Genomic DNA, 20,207 nt, shown 5'->3' with positions numbered 1-20,207 from the left:
GCTAAATTTGTGGTGTACGTTCTTATGCCGTACCGACATTCTTTGTCAGCGCCGGTTCATCCAGTTGTCAACCAATCATAATCAACAGAAACAGAACTGACGCTTATGACCGATCTTCACGACGATTTGAATCCTACTGAAACAGAAGAGTGGCTGGATGCCCTGGGTGCTGTAATTGAGCACGAGGGAAGTGACAGAGCCCACTACTTGTTAAAAAGCTTATCTGATAAAGCTGCACGTCTGACACAGAAGTTACCGATTTCTGCTGTGACAACGCCGTATCGCAACACGATCTCGCCGCAAGACGAAGATCGTATGCCGGGCGACATGTTCATGGAGCGCCAGATTCGTGGCATCATTCGCTGGAATGCCTTGATTACTGTTATGCGGGCCAACCAGGATAATTCAGATCTGGGGGGGCATATTTCTTCATTCGCCTCTTCCGCCACACTTTACGATGTGGGCTTCAACTATTTCTTTCGGGGCCCGACCGAGAATCATGGTGGTGACCTGATTTTATTCCAGGGACACGTGTCCCCTGGTATTTATGCGCGATCTTATCTCGAAGGCCGAATCTCTGAAGAGCAGCTGGACAACTTCCGTCGTGAAGTCGATGGTGGTGGCCTGTCATCATACCCACACCCCTGGCTGATGCCTGATTACTGGCAGTTCCCAACCGTATCGATGGGTCTGGGGCCGCTGCAGGCCATCTATCAGGCGCACGTTATGAAGTACCTGTCAGCCCGCGAAATGCTGGATGCCGGTGACCGTAAGGTTTGGGCATTCCTGGGTGACGGTGAGATGGATGAACCCGAATCACTGGGTGCTATCAGCAAGGCCGGTCGTGAAGGCCTGGATAACCTGATTTTCGTGATCAACTGTAACCTGCAGCGCCTGGATGGTCCGGTGCGCGGTAACGGTAAAATTATCCAGGAACTGGAAGGCGCCTTCCGCGGTGCCGGCTGGAATGTGATCAAGGTCATTTGGGGCCGTCACTGGGACCAGCTGCTGCAAGCTGATACAGACGGTATCCTGCAAGCGCGCATGGACGAAGTCTGTGACGGTGAGTATCAGAACTACTGGGGTCGTGGTGGCGCTTACACGCGTGAGCACTTCTTCGGCAAAAGCCCTGAGCTGCTGAAAATGGTCGAGCATTTGTCAGATGATGACATTATGGCGCTGAACCGTGGTGGTCACGATCCATTTAAAATGTATGCTGCTTACAAAGAAGCAACCACCAATGCCAATGGTAAGCCGACGGTTATCCTGGCGAAAACCGTTAAAGGTTATGCGTTTGGTTCTTCTGCAGAAGCACAGAATGCCGCACACCAGACCAAAAAACTGGATATTGAGTCGCTGAAGCGCTTCCGTGATCGTTTCAATATTCCGATTCCTGATGACAAACTCGAAGACCTGCCTTATTACCGTCCTGATGAAGATTCACTGGAAATGCGCTACATGCGTAAGATCCGTGATCAGCTGGGTGGTCAGGTGCCACATCGCCGCGCACAAAGCCATGCCTTGCCCGTGCCGGATGTGTCCGCATTTGACGCGCAACTTAAAGGTACGGGTGAGCGTGAAATCTCTACCACAATGGCTTTTGTGCGCATGCTGAACACCTTGTGCAAAGACAAGGAAATCGGTAAGCGAATCGTGCCGATTGTACCGGATGAAGCACGTACGTTTGGTATGGAAGGCATGTTCCGTCAGTTGGGTATCTACTCGGCTGTGGGTCAGCTGTACGATCCTGCTGACTCGAATCAGGTCATGTATTACCGTGAAGACAAGAAAGGACAGATGCTGGAAGAAGGCATCAGTGAAGCAGGTGCGTTCTCAACCTGGCTGGCGGCAGCAACGTCATACAGCGTCAACGATTACCCGCTGATTCCATTCTACATCTACTACTCCATGTTCGGCTTCCAGCGCATTGGCGATCTGGCATGGGCAGCAGGTGACTCACAGGCGCGTGGCTTCCTGATTGGTGCCACGGCTGGTCGTACTACGCTGAACGGTGAAGGTCTGCAGCACCAGGATGGCCACAGCCACTTGTTGTCATCGACCATCCCTAACTGTGTCAGCTACGACCCGACTTATGCCTTTGAGCTGGCAGTGATTGTTCAGGACGGTTTGCGTCGTATGTACCACGACAAAGAGTCGGTGTACTACTACATCACCACCATGAACGAAAACTATGTTCACCCTGAAATGCCAAAAGGCGTTGAACAGGACATCATTAACGGCATGTACTTGCTGGAAGACAGCAAGTCCAAAGACTACAAAGTGACTGGCAAGGCAGCTGCTAAAGATGCGGTACGTCTGCTGGGTAGCGGCACTATCCTGCGTGAAGTGCGTAAAGCGGCGGAGATTCTGCGGGACACATACAAAGTGCCTGTTGATGTGTACAGCGTAACCAGTTTCAACGAGTTGCGCCGTGACGGTCTGGATGTGGTTCGCTGGAATATGCTGAATCCGGGCAAGAAAGCGAAAGTTCCGCATGCCACTAAATGCCTGTCCGGCGGACAAGGCCCGGTTGTGGCAGCAACAGATTATATGCGCCTGTTCGCAGATCAGATCCGTGAATATGTCCCGGCGTCCTATCGGGTACTGGGTACGGATGGCTTTGGCCGCAGTGATACTCGCCAGAACCTGCGTCGCTTCTTTGAGGTGAATAGCAGCTACATTGTACTGGCTGCGCTGACAGAGCTGCATGACAAAGGTGATATCACCAAAGCAGTGCTGACCAAAGCGATCAAAGAACTGGGAATTGATTCCGACAAGCCGAACCCACTGACAGTATAAGTCGGTTGGGATTGAGTTGAACGATAATATCAGGAGCATTTCAAGGTGCCTGTAGAAAACATTAAAGTCCCGGATCTAGGGGATTCAAGTGACGTAGAGGTCATCGAAATTCTGGTCAATGAGGGAGATAGCGTTCAGGAGAACGATTCCTTGTTGGTACTGGAAAGTGATAAAGCTGCGATGGAGATCCCGTCACCGAAAAGTGGTGTGATCAAGAAGATTCTGGTGAAAGTAGGTGATCAGGTTAACGAAGGTCACGAAATTTTCGCCATGGACATCGAAGGCGGTTCAGAAGAAGCCCCTGCGGAAGAAAAGGAAGAAGCATCAGCAGAAAGCGAAAGCGCGGCTGATGAACCCGCTTCTGAAGCGGATTCCTCTGATAGCGAGCCTGCAGCTGAAGCTGGAGCGACCAGCGTTGAAACGATCAAAGTGCCGGATATCGGTGGCGACAGCGATGTCGAGATCATTGAAGTGCATGTGGCTGTTGGTGACGAAATCAGTGCAGAAGATGCATTGATTACCCTGGAGTCAGACAAGGCAGCAATGGATGTACCTTCTCCGAAAGGTGGTGTGGTCAAATCACTGAAAATCAAAGTCGGTGACAAGGTCTCGGAAGGTTCCGACATTATCGAACTGGAAGTTCAGGGCGCGGCACCAGCACCTGCAGCTGAAAAACCGGCCAAGGCCAGCCAGTCTTCGGCTCCGGCAGCAGACAAAAAAGCGGCGCCGGCCAAAGAAGAGCCCAGCCTGGCAGCAAAACAGGAAGCGTTCGCTGAAGAAGCGGCTGCTAATAAGGGGTCGCGTATTTACGCTGGCCCAGCAGTGCGCAAACTGGCCCGTGAGCTGGGTGTTGATCTGACACAGGTCAATGGCACTGGCTCGCGCGGACGCATTCAGAAAGAAGATATTCATGAATTCGTTAAGGCGCGTATCAACGCCCCGGCAACGGCGACTGTTTCAGGTGGTGGAGCGGGTATTCCTTCCGTTGCCGATATCGACTTCAGTCAGTTCGGTGAAGTTGAAGAAGTGGCTATGTCCAAGCTGCACAAGGTCACCGCCGCTAACATGCATCGAAACTGGCTGAACGTTCCGGCGGTTGCCCAGTTTAACGAAGCGGATGTGACTGACCTGGAAGATTTCCGTAACGCACAGCGTAAGGTTGCAGAGAAGAAAGGTGTTAAATTGACACCACTGCCATTCCTGCTGAAAGCCTGTGCCAAAGTGCTGCAGGAATACCCACAGTTCAATGTGTCGCTGCATTCTTCCGGTGAGAAACTGATCCAGAAGAAATACATTCATATAGGCGTAGCGGTCGCGACACCGGCCGGTCTGATGGTTCCCGTTATTCGGGATGTCGATAAAAAAGATGTATGGCAACTGGCTGCCGAAATGGCCGAGCTGGGTGAAAAAGCCAAATCCCGTCGATTGACCAAGGATGACATGCAGGGTGCCTGCTTTACCATTTCCAGCCTCGGTGCACTGGGCGGCACCGGCTTTACGCCAATCGTCAATGCGCCGGAAGTTGGTATTCTGGGTGTTTCCAAGACACAGGTGAAGCCGGTTTATATCAACAATGAGTTTGTGCCGCGTCAGATGCTGCCGTTCTCACTGTGCTATGACCACCGTGCTGTGAACGGCGTCGATGCCGGTATGTTTGCAACTCGCCTAGCCGAGCTGCTCAGCGACATCCGCTTGCTGATGATGTAAACCATTGTCAGAGACGAACTTTGGTTCGTAAGAGCAAAAAAAGGTCGGCATTTGCCGACCTTTTTTTTGCCCACAAAACCCCAGACACCAACGCTCACGGCACAAGGACATGGCATCACACCACGCATCGTAGCCAGTGAGGCCACGCTTTGCCTGGCACTCCTCACCCGAAAGAGCAGCCGAACTGTTTGAGACGTCAGGCGAGTTTTCGGCTGCCGGGTGAGGAATGCCAGGCAGTGGTCGGCTGCGGTGCGTGGTGTGATGCCCTGACCGTCGCTCGACAGTCTGAAGCCGTCAGGCTGAGTTTCCGCCCGCCGAGTGTCGCCCGGGGAGCTGTGGTCGTCTGCAACCGGAACTATGCTGACCTGATCGTTCTCACTAGCAGGAAAAGTGTCAGTATTTACCGACACTTTTCCTGTTTTCAGCGTGTTTTAGTCGTCACGTCCAGCATGTTCACGAGCTTTTTGCAGGTTGCGCTCTGTGCTGCCAGAGATGCCAGCATCACCCCAGTAGCCTACCGTTGGGAAACGGAAACCCTGGTCCAGACGTGCTTCAATATCCCCCTCGTTAGTGGTGATACCGCAAGGTACATCATGTTTCACACAAAGCTTGGCCACTTTATCGATGGCTTCCTGAACTTCTGGTGAGTTGCCTGGCAGGCCCATATTGAACGAAAGGTCAGCTGGGCCAACAAAGATGGCACCAACGCCAGGTGTTGTCATGATCGCTTCTGCGTTGTTAACACCTTCTTCTGACTCAATTTGCATGACAGCCAGCAGGTCGCCGTTCTCGTTCAGCGGCCATGTGTCAGCACGTTGTATGTAATCACGAGCACCCCAGTACCATGCAGCAACGCTGGGAGAGACGCCACGTACACCTTTAGGCTCTGCAATCTCTGAGCCGCGTGGTTGCGGGTAACGCATGGCTTTTACCGCACGCTCAGCTTCTTCAGCCGTTTCAACGTATGGGAACATGATGCCGAATGCACCGATGTCCAGAATCTGTTTTACCAGCCATTCCGGATCGTTGCGGCCGTTGGCAGGCAAGCGCACGATTGGAGTGGTACGCATCTGGAGGTGGCCTTGTTGAGCGATGGCTGTTTTGTCAGTCATACCCAGCAGGAACTCCTGCAACTTTTCCATATCCCAGGCAGTATGTTCCATATCGATTAGGATGTAGTCCAGACCAGAACGGGCCAGGCCGCGGGCATTGGCCAGAGAAAAATTGCCGGTAAATAAACCGAACGCAGGGTCACCTTTTTCAAAGGTTTCAATCGTGCGGTTCAGATGATCGCTGTCCTGAGCTGATACGTTTGTCGCTGCCAGTCCGGTTGCAGCCAACACTGAGAAAAGTGCCGCGAGGTACTTCTTTTTCATTACGAATTCCTTCTTCAATACTGCTGTAAAGTTTTGTAAAAAATTGATATAGCAAGGAATTTATTGTTCTTATTGGTTGGCAGAGGTTAAACCAGCAACTGCTAATTATCAATTCAATTCCAATGAGTACACTTTGGGTAATTGGAACAAAGCCAGCAGTGGCGGGGTGGGTCATCCGGCTCAGGTTTGATACTTGGGTTTGATAGGAGTACCGATAGTGTATCGATGTTGGCAAATAGACTAACCAGGAAAGAAAACGGGATAATCTGTATCTGTTTGGGCTTGCCTGACCGGGTGCCCATAAACGTCGCTGAGGGATGATTCACTGAGAATATCGTCGCGAAGGCCAAACAGGTAGCTGCCATCGGTATTCAGCAATAGAACCTTATCAGCAAAACGAGCGGCCAGATTCATATCGTGTGTCGCGAAAATCATGGCCTTTGCCATGCTTTTGATATGCTGGTGCAGTAAGGTCATCAAGCTGATCTGGTGAGCAATATCGAGGTGATTGCCGGGTTCATCAAGCAGGTATAAGTCAGGATCCTGAGCCAACAACATGGCGATGGCCAGGCGTTGTCTCTCTCCGCCAGAAAGTGACTCAACGTCTCGCGCGGACATCCCGGATAAATCAGTCACACTTAGCGCCTTGGCTACAATGTTTCTGTCCTGTTCGGAGTCCGATTTCCAGAACCGGGAGTGAGGCAGGCGACCCAGCATGGCAAAGTCATCAACACGGCTGGGCATCTCATCTTTTACCTGTTGTAAGAGCAGGCCAACACGCTGTGCAACCCCCCGTCCGGTCCATTTCGATAGTGCTTGCCCAGAAAGGTGGATCTCACCGTGATCTGCCTGATGAAGACCTTGTAAGGTGTGAAGCAGGGTCGACTTGCCACTGCCATTCTGGCCCAGAATGGCAATTGACTGCCCGGGGTAAACAGTGAGGTTTAATTGCTGGCAGAGGGTTTTGTTCTGCTGGCTGATACACAGGTCCTGCGTCTGAAACAAAGGTGGTTGGCTAGTCGTCATTGGCTGGCCCCTCTGTGGTGTGCTGGTAGCCCTGTCGGTAGTTCAGCATAAACAGAAAAATGGGCACACCAATGACTGCGGTAAGGACACCAACCGGCAACTGCTGCGGTGCCAGCATGGTTCTCGCCAGACAGTCTGCCAAAGTCAAAAATGCAGCACCAAGTAAAGCGGATGCAGGAATCAGCCAGCGGTGATCCTGGATGCCTGCCAGTCTCAGCAGGTGAGGAATGATCAAACCCACAAAACCCACAGAGCCGGCAATGACCACAGAAGTAGCTGTCATGGCAGAGGCCAGTAAAAACAGAGCCAGGTTTAAACCCCGAACAGGCACTCCCAGTGTGCGCGCCAACAGCTCACCTCTTGCCAATGTATTAAGTGCCCTGGCCTGACTCAATAAAATGGCGAGACAGATAAAAAGAAAGGCAAAGTGCCACAGGCTGATTCGACTCTGGCTGAGATCCCCCATTAACCAGAACAGCATGGACTGCACGGTGCTTGCCGTGCTGGTGGTCAGCAAGACATTGATCACTGCGCCCCAGCCAGCGGAAACTACAACACCGGTCAGCAGCAGACGTTGCGAGGACCATTGCTGCCCTCTGGCTGCTAATCCGAATACCAGGAATATAGAAATAATAGCGCCAGCTAGCGCAGATTGGGTCAACCAGATACCGCTGGCACCCAGGCTCAGTGCGGTCAGCGCGCCAACCGCGGATCCGCCTGAGACGCCGAGTATATAGGGGTCGGCTAACGGGTTACGGAGTAGAACCTGCATGATAACGCCAGAAAGCGCCAGCATGGCGCCACAAATAATGGCCGACAGTGTTCGGGGCAGGCGAATATCATGGATGATCTGGGCGTTCACTGAATCATCAGGCGAGAACAGGACCGAAAAAATATCACTGACAGGAACAGCGTAGCTGCCGCTTAGCAGTGACGTCATGACGGCCGCCACCAGCACAATGCAGAGCAAAACCAGGCTATACAAAGGTGGTATTGTCTTCAATGGCAGTTCCTGTGAATTGAACCTGAGACCTGGCAGCAATGCGGCCGTGTCGATAGTGATGAATTGGGGAAAGAACTTATCTTATCACAGCATGATGGTTGGTTATGCTGCGCAAAACCGCCTGATTATGCGGGCAGGGTAAATTGGCCCGGGCTGCCAGCTCACAAAGGTAACCATTGAACTCTTCAATTTCGGTGATTCTCCCTGCTTGTACATCTTGCCAGGTGGAAGACCAGTTTGTCGCAGTTGCCAGCAATATTTTCCGGACATAGGGGTACAAAGCCATATTCAGACGGTCAGTTTGTGTGAGCACCGTTTCGGTCTCGGAACAAAGCGATACCAAGTCCTGGTGAGCGGAAGGCCGTGTCAGTAATGCTCCGTTCTGGCAGTCATGGATAACCGTTAATCCGTTGATGACACAATTGGCCGCAAACTTTTGCCAGAGGCGTTTTTCCATATCCTCTGTGTGTTTAAGATTCATCGACTTTGTCAGTGCCGCCGGGAAGGTAGAGCGACTCAAATGTCTGCTGTATTCAGGGTTCACTGTTTGCAAGGGTCCGAAAAAAGTTTGCCCCGATCCGGCATGTACGACATGAAAGCGATGTTTCAGCCAGGCACCATGACTGGTTGTCATGCTCAATACCCGGATTCCCGTCATATTCTGCAGGGCAAGGTGATTGCGTATGCCATTCTGGAGTAAACAGATTGTCGAGTTGTGATCCAGCCAGGGTAATACTGACCTCAGTGCCTCTTCCGTGTCGAATGCTTTTGTGGTTACCAACAGGTTGGAAACCGGGTAATTCAGCTGTGCTGCCGAGGTGGCCTTCAAGTTGAAGGGTGTGGCTTCTCCCTGTGCTGACTCAACAACGACCTGTCCAGTAAACGAAGCCAGGGCATCATTGTCACGCAGTATCAGAGTCACGTTTGGCGTATGACCGGTTTGAATGAAAGATTCAGCCAGTCTGGCTGCCCAGAGGCAGCCCATCGCGCCAGCACCGAGTACATGCCAGTGATGTTGCCCGGGGCTATCAGTCGGCTGTTCCGGGTCATTTGCCAGTTGCTCAGGGCTAACCGTCATTAGGTACCCGTTTGCGATTTTGGAGTTGGGTGGCTGCGATTTTTGTCATCATGATGGTAGTATTACTCAATTACCTGTTTGCCGGAAAGTATGAGGTCGATCATGCCATCATTTGATGTAGTGTCTGAAATTGAATTAGCTGAGGTTCGTAACGCCGTGGACCAGGCGAATCGTGAAATTGGTACCCGATTTGACTTTAAAGGGGTTGATGCGTCATTTGAATTAAATGATGCGCAAATCACGGTGTCAGCTGAAGCGGAATTTCAGGTTCAGCAGATGCTGGATATCCTGCGCAATAAGCTGATCAAGCGCAACATTGATATCAAAAGCATGCAGGAAGGTGACATTGTCGAGTCAGGCAAGAAAGCCAGTATGGATGTCACCATGCAGCAAGGGATTGATACGGATATTGCGCGCGCCATGGTCAAAAAGATCAAGGCCTCAGGTGTCAAAGTACAGGCAGCGATCCAGGGCGATAAGGTCCGGGTGACAGGTAAGAAACGCGATGATTTGCAGGCAGTGATTGCTCACCTGAAAGACAGTGATTTCGATATTCCGCTGCAATACAATAATTTCCGGGACTGAATGAAGTATTCTGAGACGGGGCAGCGTAAGGCTGAAACCATTCGCGAAAGCCTGCAGCAACTCAAAGATAAACGCTTCCTGGCCATTTTTCTGCTGGGCTTTTGCAGTGGTTTCCCATGGGTTTTGCATGGCTCGGTGCTGACGCTCTGGATGCAGGAAGAAGGCCTGTCTCGTTCCGCTATTGGTTTCATTGGTGCGGTTGCTACCGTTTATGCGATTAACTGGCTTTGGGCGCCGCTGATTGACCGTGTGCGCTTGCCCTGGCTGCATCGCAGGCTGGGGCAACGCCGGAGCTGGATTGTCTTTACGCTGGCCGGCATAGCGCTGGCCCTGCTGGCAATCAGCACAGGTGATCCGGGAGAAAGCCTCCCCCTGATCAGTCTCTGTGCTTTGATGATTGCGATACTGTCGGCCAGCCAGGATATTGCTGTCGATGCCTACCGGATCAATATATTTCACGTCGATGAGATGGATGCCAAAATGCCCTTTGCCGCAGCTGTCACAACGACAGGGTGGTGGGCTGGTTATGGCTTTATCGGTGGTGCGATTGCTGTGGCATTGGGTGGCGAAACCATTGGACTGCCCTGGCCGGATGTTTACCGGGTACTGGCGTTCTTCTATGTGATTCTGATCGTTTGTGTAGTGATGATTGCCGAACCTGCGGTGGAAGGATCAGCAGCGGTTGTGTCGTCATCAGCGAGAGCTGACCACGATGAAACCCGCCACGACAGTGAGCAGGCGGCAGCGGGTAGCGTGACTGCACCGGATGCGAGAGCAACACCCGTTGATGTTACCGCTGCAGCACCGGCACCGGGTAAACAGTCCGTTGGTGTACTGGCGTTTCTTCAGGATCTGGTCGTAGCACCTTTCAGCGAGTTCTTTAAGCGTTGTGGTCTGAAGCTGGCGCTGTCCATCTTGCTGTTATTGCTGGTTTTCCGGCTGGGTGACGCGATGCTGGGCCGCATGTCGCTGGTATTCTATGTGGAAATTGGTTTCAGCCGCGACCAGATTGCGTTCTTCCAAAAATTCTTTGGCGGCATCGTGACGGCGATCTTTTGTCTGGGCGGGGCACTGATCAATACCCGCTTCGGCGTGATTCGTGGCCTGTTGGTCGGTGGTTCAGCCATGGCTTTGACCAACCTGATGTTTGCGCTCCTGGCCGTGACCGGCCCGAGTGTCCCAGTTTTATTGTCCGCGCTGGTGCTGGATAACTTTACCGGTGCCTTCGCGACCGTGGCTTTCATTTCCTTTATTTCCTACTTCACCAGTCGGACCTATACAGGCACCCAGTATGCACTGATGTCATCCGTCTCCAATTTCGGGCGCACCACACTGGCCGCTGGCAGTGGTTTCATCGTTGACAGTCTGGACGGTAACTGGGCACTGTTCTTTATTATGACCAGTCTGATGGTCATCCCCGGTCTGTTGATGCTGGGCTGGATAGGGCGCCAGATTGAAACTTATGACCAGACACGACACACTAAAACCGCATCTTGAACCGTGCAAAATCCATCGCACGCCTCTACCGGCGTGCACGACAGCAGGATAACTCATGAGAATTCCCTTTCTTGCCTTTGTACTGATCCCCATGGCAGAGCTGTATCTGTTATTCACTGTAGCGGACTGGATCGGCGGTTTTACAACCCTGGCGCTGGTCATTCTGACTGCGGCTGTCGGGCTTTCTGTGTTACGGGTTCAGGGTTTTGCGACGTTGATGCGGGCCAATCAACGGATGGCTCAGGGCCAGGTGCCCGGGCAGGAAATCGTTGAAGGTATGATGCTCGCCATTGCCGGAGCTTTGTTGCTTACACCTGGCTTGATCACTGACACGGTTGGGTTCGCCTTACTGACGCCGCTGATTCGTCGCAAGCTGGCTCAACAGGCCATGAAGAAAGGATCTTTTTTCTTTATGGGCGGTGGCGGCCAGTTTCGTGCAGGCGGTGGTTTTGGTGCTGGCGGTCCATTTGGCCAGGGTTCCGGCGGCCGGGGAAATACCATCGATGGCGAGGTGGTGGATCGTGATGATATTGACCCTGATCGTGGTCTGAACGGCGACACTGCTGACAAGGATGAGCCCGGTTCTTCCGGCAGGCACTGACACTGTTATTTTTGCAAAAAAATTTACTCTCCACTATTGAAATCCCATTTGCAGCCCCCATCTAGGCAGACACTGGATATTTTTACCGGCGGTCAGGCGTAATGCCGGGCAGCCACTATTTAACATTGATCAACTAACTTTCAGTCAGGAGAGTAAGAAGAATGAATATTCGACCTTTGCAAGACCGCGTTGTCGTCCGACGCAAGGAAGAAGAAACCAAAACTGCTGGTGGCATTGTGCTGCCTGGCTCAGCCGCTGAAAAGCCGGCTCAGGGTGAGGTACTTGCTGTAGGTCCGGGTCGCGTGATGGAAAACGGCGACAAGCGCCCGGTAGATGTCAACGTCGGCGACACAGTCGTGTTCGGCAAGTATGCCAGCAACACCGTCAAAATCGGTGACGAAGAGCTGCTGATCCTGAGCGAAAACGAAATCTTTGGTGTTATCGAAGGTTAATCTTCGCTTGGCAAACCATCTAATTCATTTGTTCAACGTTAGGAATACAGGACGAAATAATCATGGCTAAAGACGTAAAATTCGGTGATCCGGCTCGCCAGAAACTGCTCAAAGGTGTCAACCTGCTGGCAGATGCGGTAAAAGTCACTTTGGGCCCTAAAGGCCGCAATGTAGTACTGGATAAATCTTTTGGCGCACCGACTGTGACGAAAGACGGCGTATCCGTGGCAAAAGAGATTGAACTGGAAGACAAGTTCGAGAACATGGGCGCGCAGATGGTCAAGGAAGTCGCTTCCCAGACCTCTGATGTCGCTGGTGACGGTACCACAACGGCAACAGTACTGGCTCAGGCTATCCTGAACGAAGGCCTGAAATCGGTTGCTGCCGGCATGAACCCGATGGATCTCAAGCGCGGTATCGACAAAGCGGTTAAAGCGCTGGTTGAAGAAATTGGCACACTGTCTACACCTTGTACAGATTCCAAAGCGATCGCCCAGGTCGGCACAATTTCTGCCAACTCTGACAGCGAAGTGGGAAAAATCATCGCAGAAGCGATGGAGAAAGTCGGTAAAGAAGGTGTTATCACGGTTGAAGAAGGTTCCGGTTTCGATAACGAACTGGACGTTGTGGAAGGTATGCAGTTTGATCGCGGTTACCTGTCACCATACTTCATCAACAACCAGGACAACATGAGCGCAGAGCTGGAAAACCCTTACCTGCTGCTGGTTGACAAGAAAATCTCCAACATTCGCGAATTGCTGCCTCTGCTGGAAAGCGTAGCCAAGTCCAGCCGTCCGCTGCTGATTATTGCCGAAGACGTGGAAGGTGAAGCGCTGGCGACACTGATTGTTAACAACATGCGCGGTATTGTGAAAGTCGCTGCGGCCAAGGCGCCTGGATTTGGCGATCGTCGTAAAGCCATGCTGGAAGACATCGCTATTCTGACTGGCGGTACTGTCATCTCTGAAGAAGTGGGTCTGAACCTGGAGCAAGCCGAACTGGCTCACCTGGGTAGTGCCAAGACAGTCACGCTGTCTAAAGAAAACACTGTCATCGTAGACGGTGCAGGCGATGGCAAAGCGATCGAAGGTCGCGTGGCGCAGATTCGCAAGCAGATCGAAGACACGTCTTCAGATTACGACAAGGAAAAACTGCAAGAGCGAGTTGCCAAGCTGGCTGGTGGTGTTGCGGTCATCAAAGTCGGTGCTGGCACTGAAATGGAAATGAAAGAGAAGAAAGCACGTGTTGAAGACGCGCTGCACTCCACTCGCGCTGCGGTTGAAGAAGGCGTTGTTCCTGGTGGTGGTGTTGCTCTGGTTCGTGCTCTGCAGAAGATCGAAGGCAACATCTCTGGTGACAACGATGACCAGAACGTGGGTATCGCACTGTTGCTGCGTGCTGTGACTGCACCGCTGCGTCAGATCGTGCGTAACGCTGGTGAAGAGCCTTCAGTGGTGCTGGACAAAGTGAAGTCGGCCACTGGTAACCAGGGCTACAACGCGGCCACTGGAGAATATGTCGACATGCTGGAAGCCGGTATCATTGATCCGGCGAAAGTGACTCGCAGCGCATTGCAGGCTGCTGGTTCTGTTGCCGGCCTGATGATTACGACCGAGTGCATGATCACTGAAATCCCGGAAGAGAAGTCCGGCGGTGCCCCTGATATGGGTGGCATGGGCGGTATGGGCGGCATGGGTGGCATGGGCATGATGTAAGCCCATCACCTGTCCGGCTCGCCGGACGGCACAAATATTTGTGCTTCGAACAGGGGAAGGTCTCAGGACCTTCCCCTTTTTCGTTATGAATCAGTGACAAGTTGTACGGATGTATTTTGAGTGGGCGTGAATAATCGGTATAATCTCCGTTTTTTCTTTGCGCGAGGTTTCGCCGATGAGCACGCCGACAGGCCCGCTGGTAGGGGTCATCATGGGGTCAAAGTCAGATTGGGCCACCATGAGTCACACTGCCGATATGTTGGAAAAACTGGGTATCCCACACGAAGTTAAAGTCGTGTCTGCTCACCGTACGCCTGATTTGCTGTTCAGCTACGCGGAAACAGCGGCCGAGCGCGGCATTGAAGTGATTATTGCTGGTGCTGGTGGCGCCGCTCATTTGCCGGGTATGTGTGCCTCCAAGACACATTTGCCGGTGCTGGGCGTTCCTGTGCAGTCGTCCATGCTTTCCGGTGTGGACTCGCTGCTATCCATTGTCCAGATGCCTGCGGGTGTTGCCGTGGCAACATTGGCGATCGGTCGGGCAGGCGCTATTAACGCAGCGTTGCTCTCTGGCAGTATACTGGGTGGTAAATATCCAGATATCGCCAACGCTGTCACTTCTTTTCGTGAGAACCAGACCCAAACGATTCTGGACAACCCTGACCCGACACAGGCATGAATACCATGAAAATCGGTGTAATTGGTGGTGGGCAACTGGGGCGCATGCTGGCGCTGGCCGGAACCCCACTGGGCATGGAGTTTGTTTTTCTCGACCCTGCCCCTGATGCCTGTGCTGCCGCATTGGGTACCCATATCTGTGCCGACTACCAGGATCACGAGCACTTGCAGCAATTGGCGCAGCAGGTCGATCTGATCACCTTTGAGTTTGAGAATGTCCCGGCTGAGACCGTGGCGTTTCTTTCGCAGCTGGTGCCGGTCTACCCCATGGCGAAAGCACTGCGAGTTGCCCGTGACCGCTTGACTGAAAAGTCACTGTTCCAGGACCTGGGTATTCCGGTAGCGCCTTTTGCAAACATTGACTCCCAGGATGACCTGGAATCGGCAGTGGATACCATTGGCCTGCCTGCGGTATTGAAAACACGCACGCTGGGTTATGACGGTAAAGGTCAGCGCATTCTCAAAACGCGTGAAGATGTTGCGGGCACTTTCGATGAATTAGGTGGCGTGCCCTGTATTCTGGAAACCTTCGTCAAATTCTCGGGTGAAGTTTCTGTGATCGCGGTTCGTGGCCGTGACGGTGAAACCGTCAGTTACCCCCTGTCTCACAATGTGCATACGGACGGCATTCTGCGTGTCGCCAGAGCCAGTGATAACCACCCCCTGCAAAATAAAGCGGAAGACTACGTAGGCCGGGTACTCGATCACCTTGAGTATGTTGGTGTGCTGGCGTTTGAGTTTTTTGAAGTGGGTGATGAACTCTATGCCAATGAGGTAGCACCTCGGGTTCACAATAGTGGTCACTGGACCATTGAGGGAGCGCAGTGCAGCCAGTTTGAGAACCATCTTCGTGCCATAGCCGGTCTGCCTCTGGGTTCGACTGCCAAAGTCGCAGAAAGTGCTATGATCAATTTCATTGGTGAAGTGCCTCCCCTGGCAATGCTGATGGAGGAGCGCGATGCGCATATCCATCATTATGGCAAAGCGTTTAAATCGGGTCGCAAAGTCGGTCACCTCACGTTGTTAGCGGAGTCGTCTGAAGCACTGGGTCAGCGTTTGGCCGAACTGCAGGAAAAAGGCATCGGCACCCCCAGCTGAGTTGTCAGCAGCCATTTTTGGTGAAGAGCCCGTGCTCAACGAGCAACATGACACTCTCGCGATTGCTGATGCCCTGACGTGTTCAACGCATTCAGAATTCGGATTTGAGACCATGCTCACAAGACATCACATCAGAAAACGATCCATTGCATCACGGTTATGCAGTTGGTACCTGAAACGGCGCTTCAAACCGATACTGGCTAATGAGTCGTTTGATCCCATTCGGTTTCGCAAAGCGATTGATCAACAAATGGCGAGGTCGGGCGTCGCTTCCGGCGTCAGTATCGACACTGTTGATTCACCGGTTAAAGGACAATGGTTGACGCCAAAAAATGCCGATGGCCATGGCTGCATTCTTTACTGTCATGGCGGCGGATACCTGTTTGGGTCGGCAGAGGCCTATCAGTCCTTTACTTCCCGCCTCGCTGCAGCAAGTGGAATGCGGGTTTTCTCCCTTGAGTACCGGTTGGCACCAGAACATCGTTACCCGGCGGCGGCAGAAGATGTTCTGCAGGCCTGGCAGTACCTGGTGAATAACCACGACCCGGAACGCATTGTCGTGATGGGGGACTCCGCAGGCGGCGGGCTGGCATTATCCCTGTTGTCGCAACTGACGAAATCGACATTGCCGATGCCGGCTGCTGCACTGGTACTGTCTCCTTATGCGGATCTGTTGGTGACCGGCAGTTCCGTTGATGCCAATGAGCGGCATTGTGCCATGTTTACTGCTGCTGGTATTCGCCGGGCAGCGGCGGGCTACCTGGATGGGGCTGACGGGGCTGAACCGGCAGCATCTCCCATGTATGCCGACTTCAAAGGGTTCCCGCCATTACAGATCTACATCAGCAGCAGTGAGGTGCTGCGTGATGATGGTATGCGTGTGGCTGAGCGCGCTGCTGCAGCGGATGTGCCGGTTTCATTGCATATCTGGGACAATCAGCCGCATGTCTGGCCATTGTTTCTACCCTGGCTTCCTGAGGCCAGGCAGACCTTGAAAGAGATGGCACAGTTTGCCAGGCAGCATGCAGGTCGGGTAGTCACCTGACAGCTGCCTCACAGTCATTTAACAGCCATTTAACTTCCCAGGTCAGCCTCTCTGAGAACAATTTCAACCCGCCGGTTGGTTGCTCTGGCGGTGCTGCTATCGTTTGCTGTCAAGGGTTGTGAGTCGGCATAAGCGACTGCCCGCATGTTGGCGGGGTCTAGGCCATCATCATCAAGAAACCTGAGCACTGCTAATGAGCGGGCACTGGACAACTCCCAGTTGGATGGAAACTGGGCAGTGTTGATGGGCAGATCATCAGTGTGACCTTCAATGGATAGCTGGCCCGAGAAATCGGTGAGAATCGGTGTCAATTCTTTCAATAGCATCATGCCTGCATAGCGAAGCTCGGCATTACCACTGAAAAAAAGCAGGCTGTCGTCGATGCGCAAGGTGAGCTCCTGTGTGCCGGGGCTGGCATCGATACCAATTTCGGCGATGGTGCTAAGTGTACTGGCAATATCGGCAAGCTCCTGGTTTAACCCCCCTGTGTCCGGCTCATTAGAGAGTGATCTGCGCGCCTGCTGATCCAGGTTGTCGGCAAGCGAATCGCTGTCGACAGAACTGTTATAAGTATCAACTACACTGTTACTGGCTGGGAGCACTGAGCGGCTGCCATCAAGCAAGCCGTCGCCAGGTGCTGCAGCAGCTGGCGCAATCTGTATATCCGTTATCGACGCGTTTGCAGCCATCGTATCGCCCTCGTCAAGGCCGCCGGTTTCTGTTTCCGGTCTGGGGATGTCTTCGGTTTTAGGTTCTGACATTGCCAGGAGCAGAACAAAGAAGGCGATCAGCAACGTCATAACATCCAGATAGCTCATCATCCAGGCTTCGCCTTCACCTTCCTCCACTGGTGAGTCGTCATCCAGCAAGTCAATTTCGTAGCGATTGCTCATGCACGTTTTGCCTTTCTGGCGGGAGTTTGGGCTGCAAACATGCCTTTATCCCGAATCTCGTCATCGTATGAAGCGGCAAATGACTGCAGTGTGTCTTCGATAAAGGATGGTGGGCGGCGTTTGCTCATCATGGTGACACCCTCCATGACCATGTTCATGGCAATCAGTCGTTCTTCGGTACGCCGCTCAAGCTTGACAGCAATAGGCTTGAACAGGCCATTGCCCAGCAGAACCCCATAGAATGTTGTCAGCAGTGCCACAGCCATCTGTGGACCAATCAGATCCAGGCTGCCGGCATCCATAACGGCCAGCATGTTAACCAGCCCGACCAACGTACCAATCATGCCAAAGGCTGCGGAATAGGTGGACATGGTGCGGAAAATGCTGGCCTCTGCGCGCTCCCTGGCTTTCAGGCGCGAGATACGCCAGCGCATACTGTCTATGATTTCCTGTTCATCGGTGTTGGCAATCACCAACTGCACCCCGTTGCGAAGGAAAGGGTTACGAGTTTTGGCCAGCGCGTCATCAACATCTTTGATGCTGCCCTGAAACCAGAGTCGTGAAATCTCCACCAGTTCCTTAATGTCGTCACGCGTATACGTGTTCTCGCGACGAAAAACCAGTCCGACCAGGCGGACAACCCGGATCACCTCTTTCATGGGGTAACTGATAAATGTCGCTGCCAGGGTGCCTGCAATCACAATAGACAAGCCTGGTAAATTGATAAACGCAGCGGGGGATTCCGCGGAAAAAAACAACACACTGGCCAGTAATGCCACGCTGGCGAGCATACCGATAACGGTGGACGGATTCATACGACAACCAATATTCAGAGTTTGACGTGTGGGTTATCGGCGGTGAGGAGAGGAACTTGATGGACCAAATACCAAAGCAGGGAGGCTGGATGGCTAAAATGTGAAGCAGGTATACAGAATACCAAAATACAGTGAAGTGAGAGGCAATGCCGCAGCAGTTCACCGCTGCGGCGCCCGTTAGGTCATTAAGCTTACGCTGAAGCCAGTGCGTCGTTAGCCTGGTCCCAGTTGACCAGGTTATCCAGGAAGCTTGCCAGGAAGTCAGGGCGACGGTTCTGGTAGTCCAGGTAGTATGCATGCTCCCAAACGTCGCAGACCAGCAGTGGCGTGGCACCCGCAGTCAGAGGCGTTTCTGCGTTGGCGGTTTTGACGACTTTCAGTGTGCCACCGTCAAGTACCAGCCAGACCCAGCCGCTACCGAACTGGCCAATGCCGTTATTGACGAACTCATCGCGGAATTTGTCGTAGCTGCCGAAATCATCGTTGATCTTGTCGGCAATCGCACCTGTCGGCGCACCGCCGCCATTCGGCTTCATGCTGACCCAGAACAGGTTGTGGTTATAAACCTGGGCGACATTGTTAAACAGTGGACCACCCACTTTTGCCGCTTCTTTAACCAGGTCTTCGAGGTTGTCAGCATCGATACCGGCGTCCGCCAGCAACTCGTTACCTTTAACCACGTATGTGTTGTGGTGTTTGCCATGGTGGAAGCTGAATGTCTCAGCAGACATGTGAGGTTCCAGCGCATTGGCAGCGTAGGGAAGTTCAGGCAGTTCTAGTTTCATAACATCCTCGTTAATTTACTATGGCTAACGTCCAATTGGCCTTTTTCAGGACATGGCTTGTTGAGGAAGGAGCATAAATCACAACGTCGGGTGATTCAAGATAGAAGGCATGATACTGGCTGTCTGAAGCCTTTCGGGAGCCGCTGTGCAGACACCGTGAAATGGTGTTTTGCTGAATGTGTTATCTATGACTACAATACAGCCTTTCAACCAGTAATTTGTGCCGGGGAAGTATGCATGCGTGACAATGACGAGCTAGGCGATGATATTCCGTCGATGGTACCAGATCGAGATGAAGTCGTTTCCCGACAAAAAGCGCGTCGCCAGCCTGACCTGGTAAAACCAACCCGTTACGAGGAGGTCGTAAAGGTTAGCACCTGGCCAGTTCGTATCATGCTGGGCTTACTGGTGCTGGCGGTTGGCGGGATAAGCTATTATGGCTTCACGCTGCATGAGGAGACGCTGGACGATCTTGCCCAGGCAAACAATCGCATTGCTGATCTGGAAGGGCGTCTGGCATTGGTAGGCAATAGTGCTGAAGAAACCACCGGCAACCTCATCGAGCGGCTGGATTTCAACTTCTCGGAAATTGATAAGCTTTGGGCGGCTCGCAATGCCACTAACAGTGATGTAGACGACCTGACGGGGCGTGTCGCCAATGTAGAAAACCGCTCCCAGGAGAATCAGACCACAATAGAGGAAACCAATGTCCGTCTGGTTGAAAGCACCAATATTGCTGAGGGTAATCGCCAGGACATCGCTTCACTGCGCACGGAATCTGAGCGCCTGGCCCAGCGCCTGAACACACTGAACGGTCAGGTGCAGAACCTGCAGGGCGTGGCCCAGGAACTGGTCAACCTGCAGGCAACCATCAGTACGGCTGAAAACGCCTCCGGCGGCCTGAATGAGCGACTGATGCGTGTCGAAGAGGCAGTTGAGGCGATCGATGCCTACCGAATGCAGGTCAATCAGACCATGCAGCGTCTGCAGCAACAGATTGAGGGTATGCAATAAGGCAGGGAATTGCTGAAAAATAGGCCTGACATTCCCAAAA

Annotated in this window: 18 protein-coding genes; 11 read left to right on the top strand and 7 right to left on the bottom strand. The window is 52.8% G+C overall.

Going from position 1 to position 20,207, the window contains the following annotated elements:
- Window positions 1–105: 105 nt before the first annotated feature.
- Window positions 106–2,799, top strand: coding sequence for a pyruvate dehydrogenase (acetyl-transferring), homodimeric type (gene aceE / locus PSCS_RS03145; protein ID WP_068810352.1), 2,694 nt, complete (start codon window positions 106–108; stop codon window positions 2,797–2,799).
- Between the two features lie 45 nt (window positions 2,800–2,844).
- Window positions 2,845–4,506 carry a dihydrolipoyllysine-residue acetyltransferase gene (gene aceF, locus PSCS_RS03140; RefSeq protein WP_068810351.1) on the top strand — a complete coding sequence of 554 codons (1,662 nt, stop codon included), beginning with the start codon at window positions 2,845–2,847 and terminating at the stop codon, window positions 4,504–4,506.
- Window positions 4,507–4,937: 431 nt separating this feature from the next.
- Here aceF and PSCS_RS03135 read toward each other — a convergent pair whose 3' ends face one another.
- From PSCS_RS03135 to PSCS_RS03120, 4 genes are all read right to left on the bottom strand, one after another.
- Window positions 4,938–5,882, bottom strand: a complete 945-nt coding sequence (locus PSCS_RS03135) for an HpcH/HpaI aldolase family protein (RefSeq protein ID WP_068810350.1) — start codon at window positions 5,880–5,882, stop codon at window positions 4,938–4,940.
- 240 nt (window positions 5,883–6,122) lie between these two features.
- On the bottom strand, window positions 6,123–6,908 hold the full coding sequence (locus tag PSCS_RS03130) for an ABC transporter ATP-binding protein (protein ID WP_068810349.1): 786 nt from the start codon (window positions 6,906–6,908) through the stop codon (window positions 6,123–6,125).
- On the bottom strand, window positions 6,898–7,911 hold the full coding sequence (locus tag PSCS_RS03125; RefSeq protein ID WP_068810348.1) for a FecCD family ABC transporter permease: 1,014 nt from the start codon (window positions 7,909–7,911) through the stop codon (window positions 6,898–6,900). Before PSCS_RS03125 ends, PSCS_RS03130 begins: the two co-directional genes overlap by 11 nt.
- Window positions 7,912–7,987: 76 nt before the next feature.
- Window positions 7,988–8,989 (bottom strand): ketopantoate reductase family protein, encoded by a 1,002-nt coding sequence (locus PSCS_RS03120; protein ID WP_068810347.1) that lies wholly within the window; start codon window positions 8,987–8,989, stop codon window positions 7,988–7,990.
- A gap of 102 nt (window positions 8,990–9,091) precedes the next feature.
- On the opposite strand from PSCS_RS03120, the gene PSCS_RS03115 reads away from it, so the two are divergent.
- The 8 genes from PSCS_RS03115 to PSCS_RS03080 all read left to right on the top strand — a co-directional run bounded on the left by PSCS_RS03115 (window position 9,092) and on the right by PSCS_RS03080 (window position 16,660).
- Window positions 9,092–9,574 (top strand): YajQ family cyclic di-GMP-binding protein, encoded by a 483-nt coding sequence (locus PSCS_RS03115; RefSeq protein WP_068810346.1) that lies wholly within the window; start codon window positions 9,092–9,094, stop codon window positions 9,572–9,574.
- Complete coding sequence (locus tag PSCS_RS03110) at window positions 9,575–11,071, top strand: AmpG family muropeptide MFS transporter (protein WP_068810345.1); 1,497 nt, start codon at window positions 9,575–9,577, stop codon at window positions 11,069–11,071.
- 55 nt (window positions 11,072–11,126) lie between these two features.
- Window positions 11,127–11,672 carry an FxsA family protein gene (locus PSCS_RS03105; RefSeq protein ID WP_068810344.1) on the top strand — a complete coding sequence of 182 codons (546 nt, stop codon included), beginning with the start codon at window positions 11,127–11,129 and terminating at the stop codon, window positions 11,670–11,672.
- Window positions 11,673–11,833: 161 nt separating this feature from the next.
- Window positions 11,834–12,124 (top strand): co-chaperone GroES, encoded by a 291-nt coding sequence (locus PSCS_RS03100; RefSeq protein WP_068810343.1) that lies wholly within the window; start codon window positions 11,834–11,836, stop codon window positions 12,122–12,124.
- A 59-nt stretch (window positions 12,125–12,183) separates the two neighbouring features.
- A complete protein-coding gene (gene groL / locus PSCS_RS03095; protein ID WP_068810342.1) occupies window positions 12,184–13,839 on the top strand; it encodes a chaperonin GroEL in 1,656 nt (551 codons plus the stop codon).
- Window positions 13,840–14,014: 175 nt separating this feature from the next.
- Entirely contained in the window at window positions 14,015–14,518 is a 504-nt protein-coding gene (gene purE, locus PSCS_RS03090) for a 5-(carboxyamino)imidazole ribonucleotide mutase (RefSeq protein ID WP_068810341.1), read from the top strand.
- Window positions 14,519–14,523: 5 nt separating this feature from the next.
- Window positions 14,524–15,615 carry a 5-(carboxyamino)imidazole ribonucleotide synthase gene (locus PSCS_RS03085; RefSeq protein WP_068810499.1) on the top strand — a complete coding sequence of 364 codons (1,092 nt, stop codon included), beginning with the start codon at window positions 14,524–14,526 and terminating at the stop codon, window positions 15,613–15,615.
- A gap of 112 nt (window positions 15,616–15,727) precedes the next feature.
- A complete protein-coding gene (locus tag PSCS_RS03080; RefSeq protein ID WP_157885607.1) occupies window positions 15,728–16,660 on the top strand; it encodes an alpha/beta hydrolase in 933 nt (310 codons plus the stop codon).
- A gap of 29 nt (window positions 16,661–16,689) precedes the next feature.
- Here PSCS_RS03080 and PSCS_RS15815 read toward each other — a convergent pair whose 3' ends face one another.
- The 3 genes from PSCS_RS15815 to PSCS_RS03065 form a co-directional block, all read right to left on the bottom strand.
- Window positions 16,690–17,553 (bottom strand): OmpA/MotB family protein, encoded by an 864-nt coding sequence (locus PSCS_RS15815; protein ID WP_068810340.1) that lies wholly within the window; start codon window positions 17,551–17,553, stop codon window positions 16,690–16,692.
- Complete coding sequence (locus tag PSCS_RS03070; RefSeq protein ID WP_068810339.1) at window positions 17,550–18,368, bottom strand: motility protein A; 819 nt, start codon at window positions 18,366–18,368, stop codon at window positions 17,550–17,552. The genes PSCS_RS15815 and PSCS_RS03070 overlap by 4 nt, the downstream gene beginning before the upstream one ends.
- Window positions 18,369–18,559: 191 nt before the next feature.
- Window positions 18,560–19,153 (bottom strand): superoxide dismutase, encoded by a 594-nt coding sequence (locus tag PSCS_RS03065; RefSeq protein ID WP_068810338.1) that lies wholly within the window; start codon window positions 19,151–19,153, stop codon window positions 18,560–18,562.
- 237 nt (window positions 19,154–19,390) lie between these two features.
- Between PSCS_RS03065 and PSCS_RS03060 the strand changes: the two genes are divergently transcribed.
- Window positions 19,391–20,167 (top strand): hypothetical protein, encoded by a 777-nt coding sequence (locus PSCS_RS03060; RefSeq protein WP_068810337.1) that lies wholly within the window; start codon window positions 19,391–19,393, stop codon window positions 20,165–20,167.
- Window positions 20,168–20,207 lie beyond the last annotated feature (40 nt).

Origin of the sequence: Pseudohongiella nitratireducens (assembly GCF_001642735.1) — a bacterium.
GTDB classification, from domain to species: Bacteria; Pseudomonadota; Gammaproteobacteria; order Pseudomonadales; family Pseudohongiellaceae; genus Pseudohongiella; species Pseudohongiella nitratireducens.
Note: the sequence above shows the minus strand (reverse complement) of the source record. Positions and strands in the feature narration are given on the sequence as shown.

Coding starts and splice junctions, on each gene's coding strand:
- purE (WP_068810341.1), top strand. CDS start 14,015: ATGAGCACGCCGACAGGCCCGCTGGTAGGGGTCATCATGGGGTCAAAG.
- PSCS_RS03070 (WP_068810339.1), bottom strand. CDS start 18,368: ATGAATCCGTCCACCGTTATCGGTATGCTCGCCAGCGTGGCATTACTG.
- PSCS_RS03085 (WP_068810499.1), top strand. CDS start 14,524: ATGAAAATCGGTGTAATTGGTGGTGGGCAACTGGGGCGCATGCTGGCG.
- PSCS_RS03135 (WP_068810350.1), bottom strand. CDS start 5,882: ATGAAAAAGAAGTACCTCGCGGCACTTTTCTCAGTGTTGGCTGCAACC.
- PSCS_RS03065 (WP_068810338.1), bottom strand. CDS start 19,153: ATGAAACTAGAACTGCCTGAACTTCCCTACGCTGCCAATGCGCTGGAA.
- PSCS_RS03100 (WP_068810343.1), top strand. CDS start 11,834: ATGAATATTCGACCTTTGCAAGACCGCGTTGTCGTCCGACGCAAGGAA.
- PSCS_RS03130 (WP_068810349.1), bottom strand. CDS start 6,908: ATGACGACTAGCCAACCACCTTTGTTTCAGACGCAGGACCTGTGTATC.
- aceE (WP_068810352.1), top strand. CDS start 106: ATGACCGATCTTCACGACGATTTGAATCCTACTGAAACAGAAGAGTGG.
- PSCS_RS03080 (WP_157885607.1), top strand. CDS start 15,728: ATGCTCACAAGACATCACATCAGAAAACGATCCATTGCATCACGGTTA.
- PSCS_RS03110 (WP_068810345.1), top strand. CDS start 9,575: ATGAAGTATTCTGAGACGGGGCAGCGTAAGGCTGAAACCATTCGCGAA.
- PSCS_RS03105 (WP_068810344.1), top strand. CDS start 11,127: ATGAGAATTCCCTTTCTTGCCTTTGTACTGATCCCCATGGCAGAGCTG.
- PSCS_RS15815 (WP_068810340.1), bottom strand. CDS start 17,553: ATGAGCAATCGCTACGAAATTGACTTGCTGGATGACGACTCACCAGTG.
- PSCS_RS03115 (WP_068810346.1), top strand. CDS start 9,092: ATGCCATCATTTGATGTAGTGTCTGAAATTGAATTAGCTGAGGTTCGT.
- PSCS_RS03120 (WP_068810347.1), bottom strand. CDS start 8,989: ATGACGGTTAGCCCTGAGCAACTGGCAAATGACCCGGAACAGCCGACT.
- PSCS_RS03060 (WP_068810337.1), top strand. CDS start 19,391: ATGCGTGACAATGACGAGCTAGGCGATGATATTCCGTCGATGGTACCA.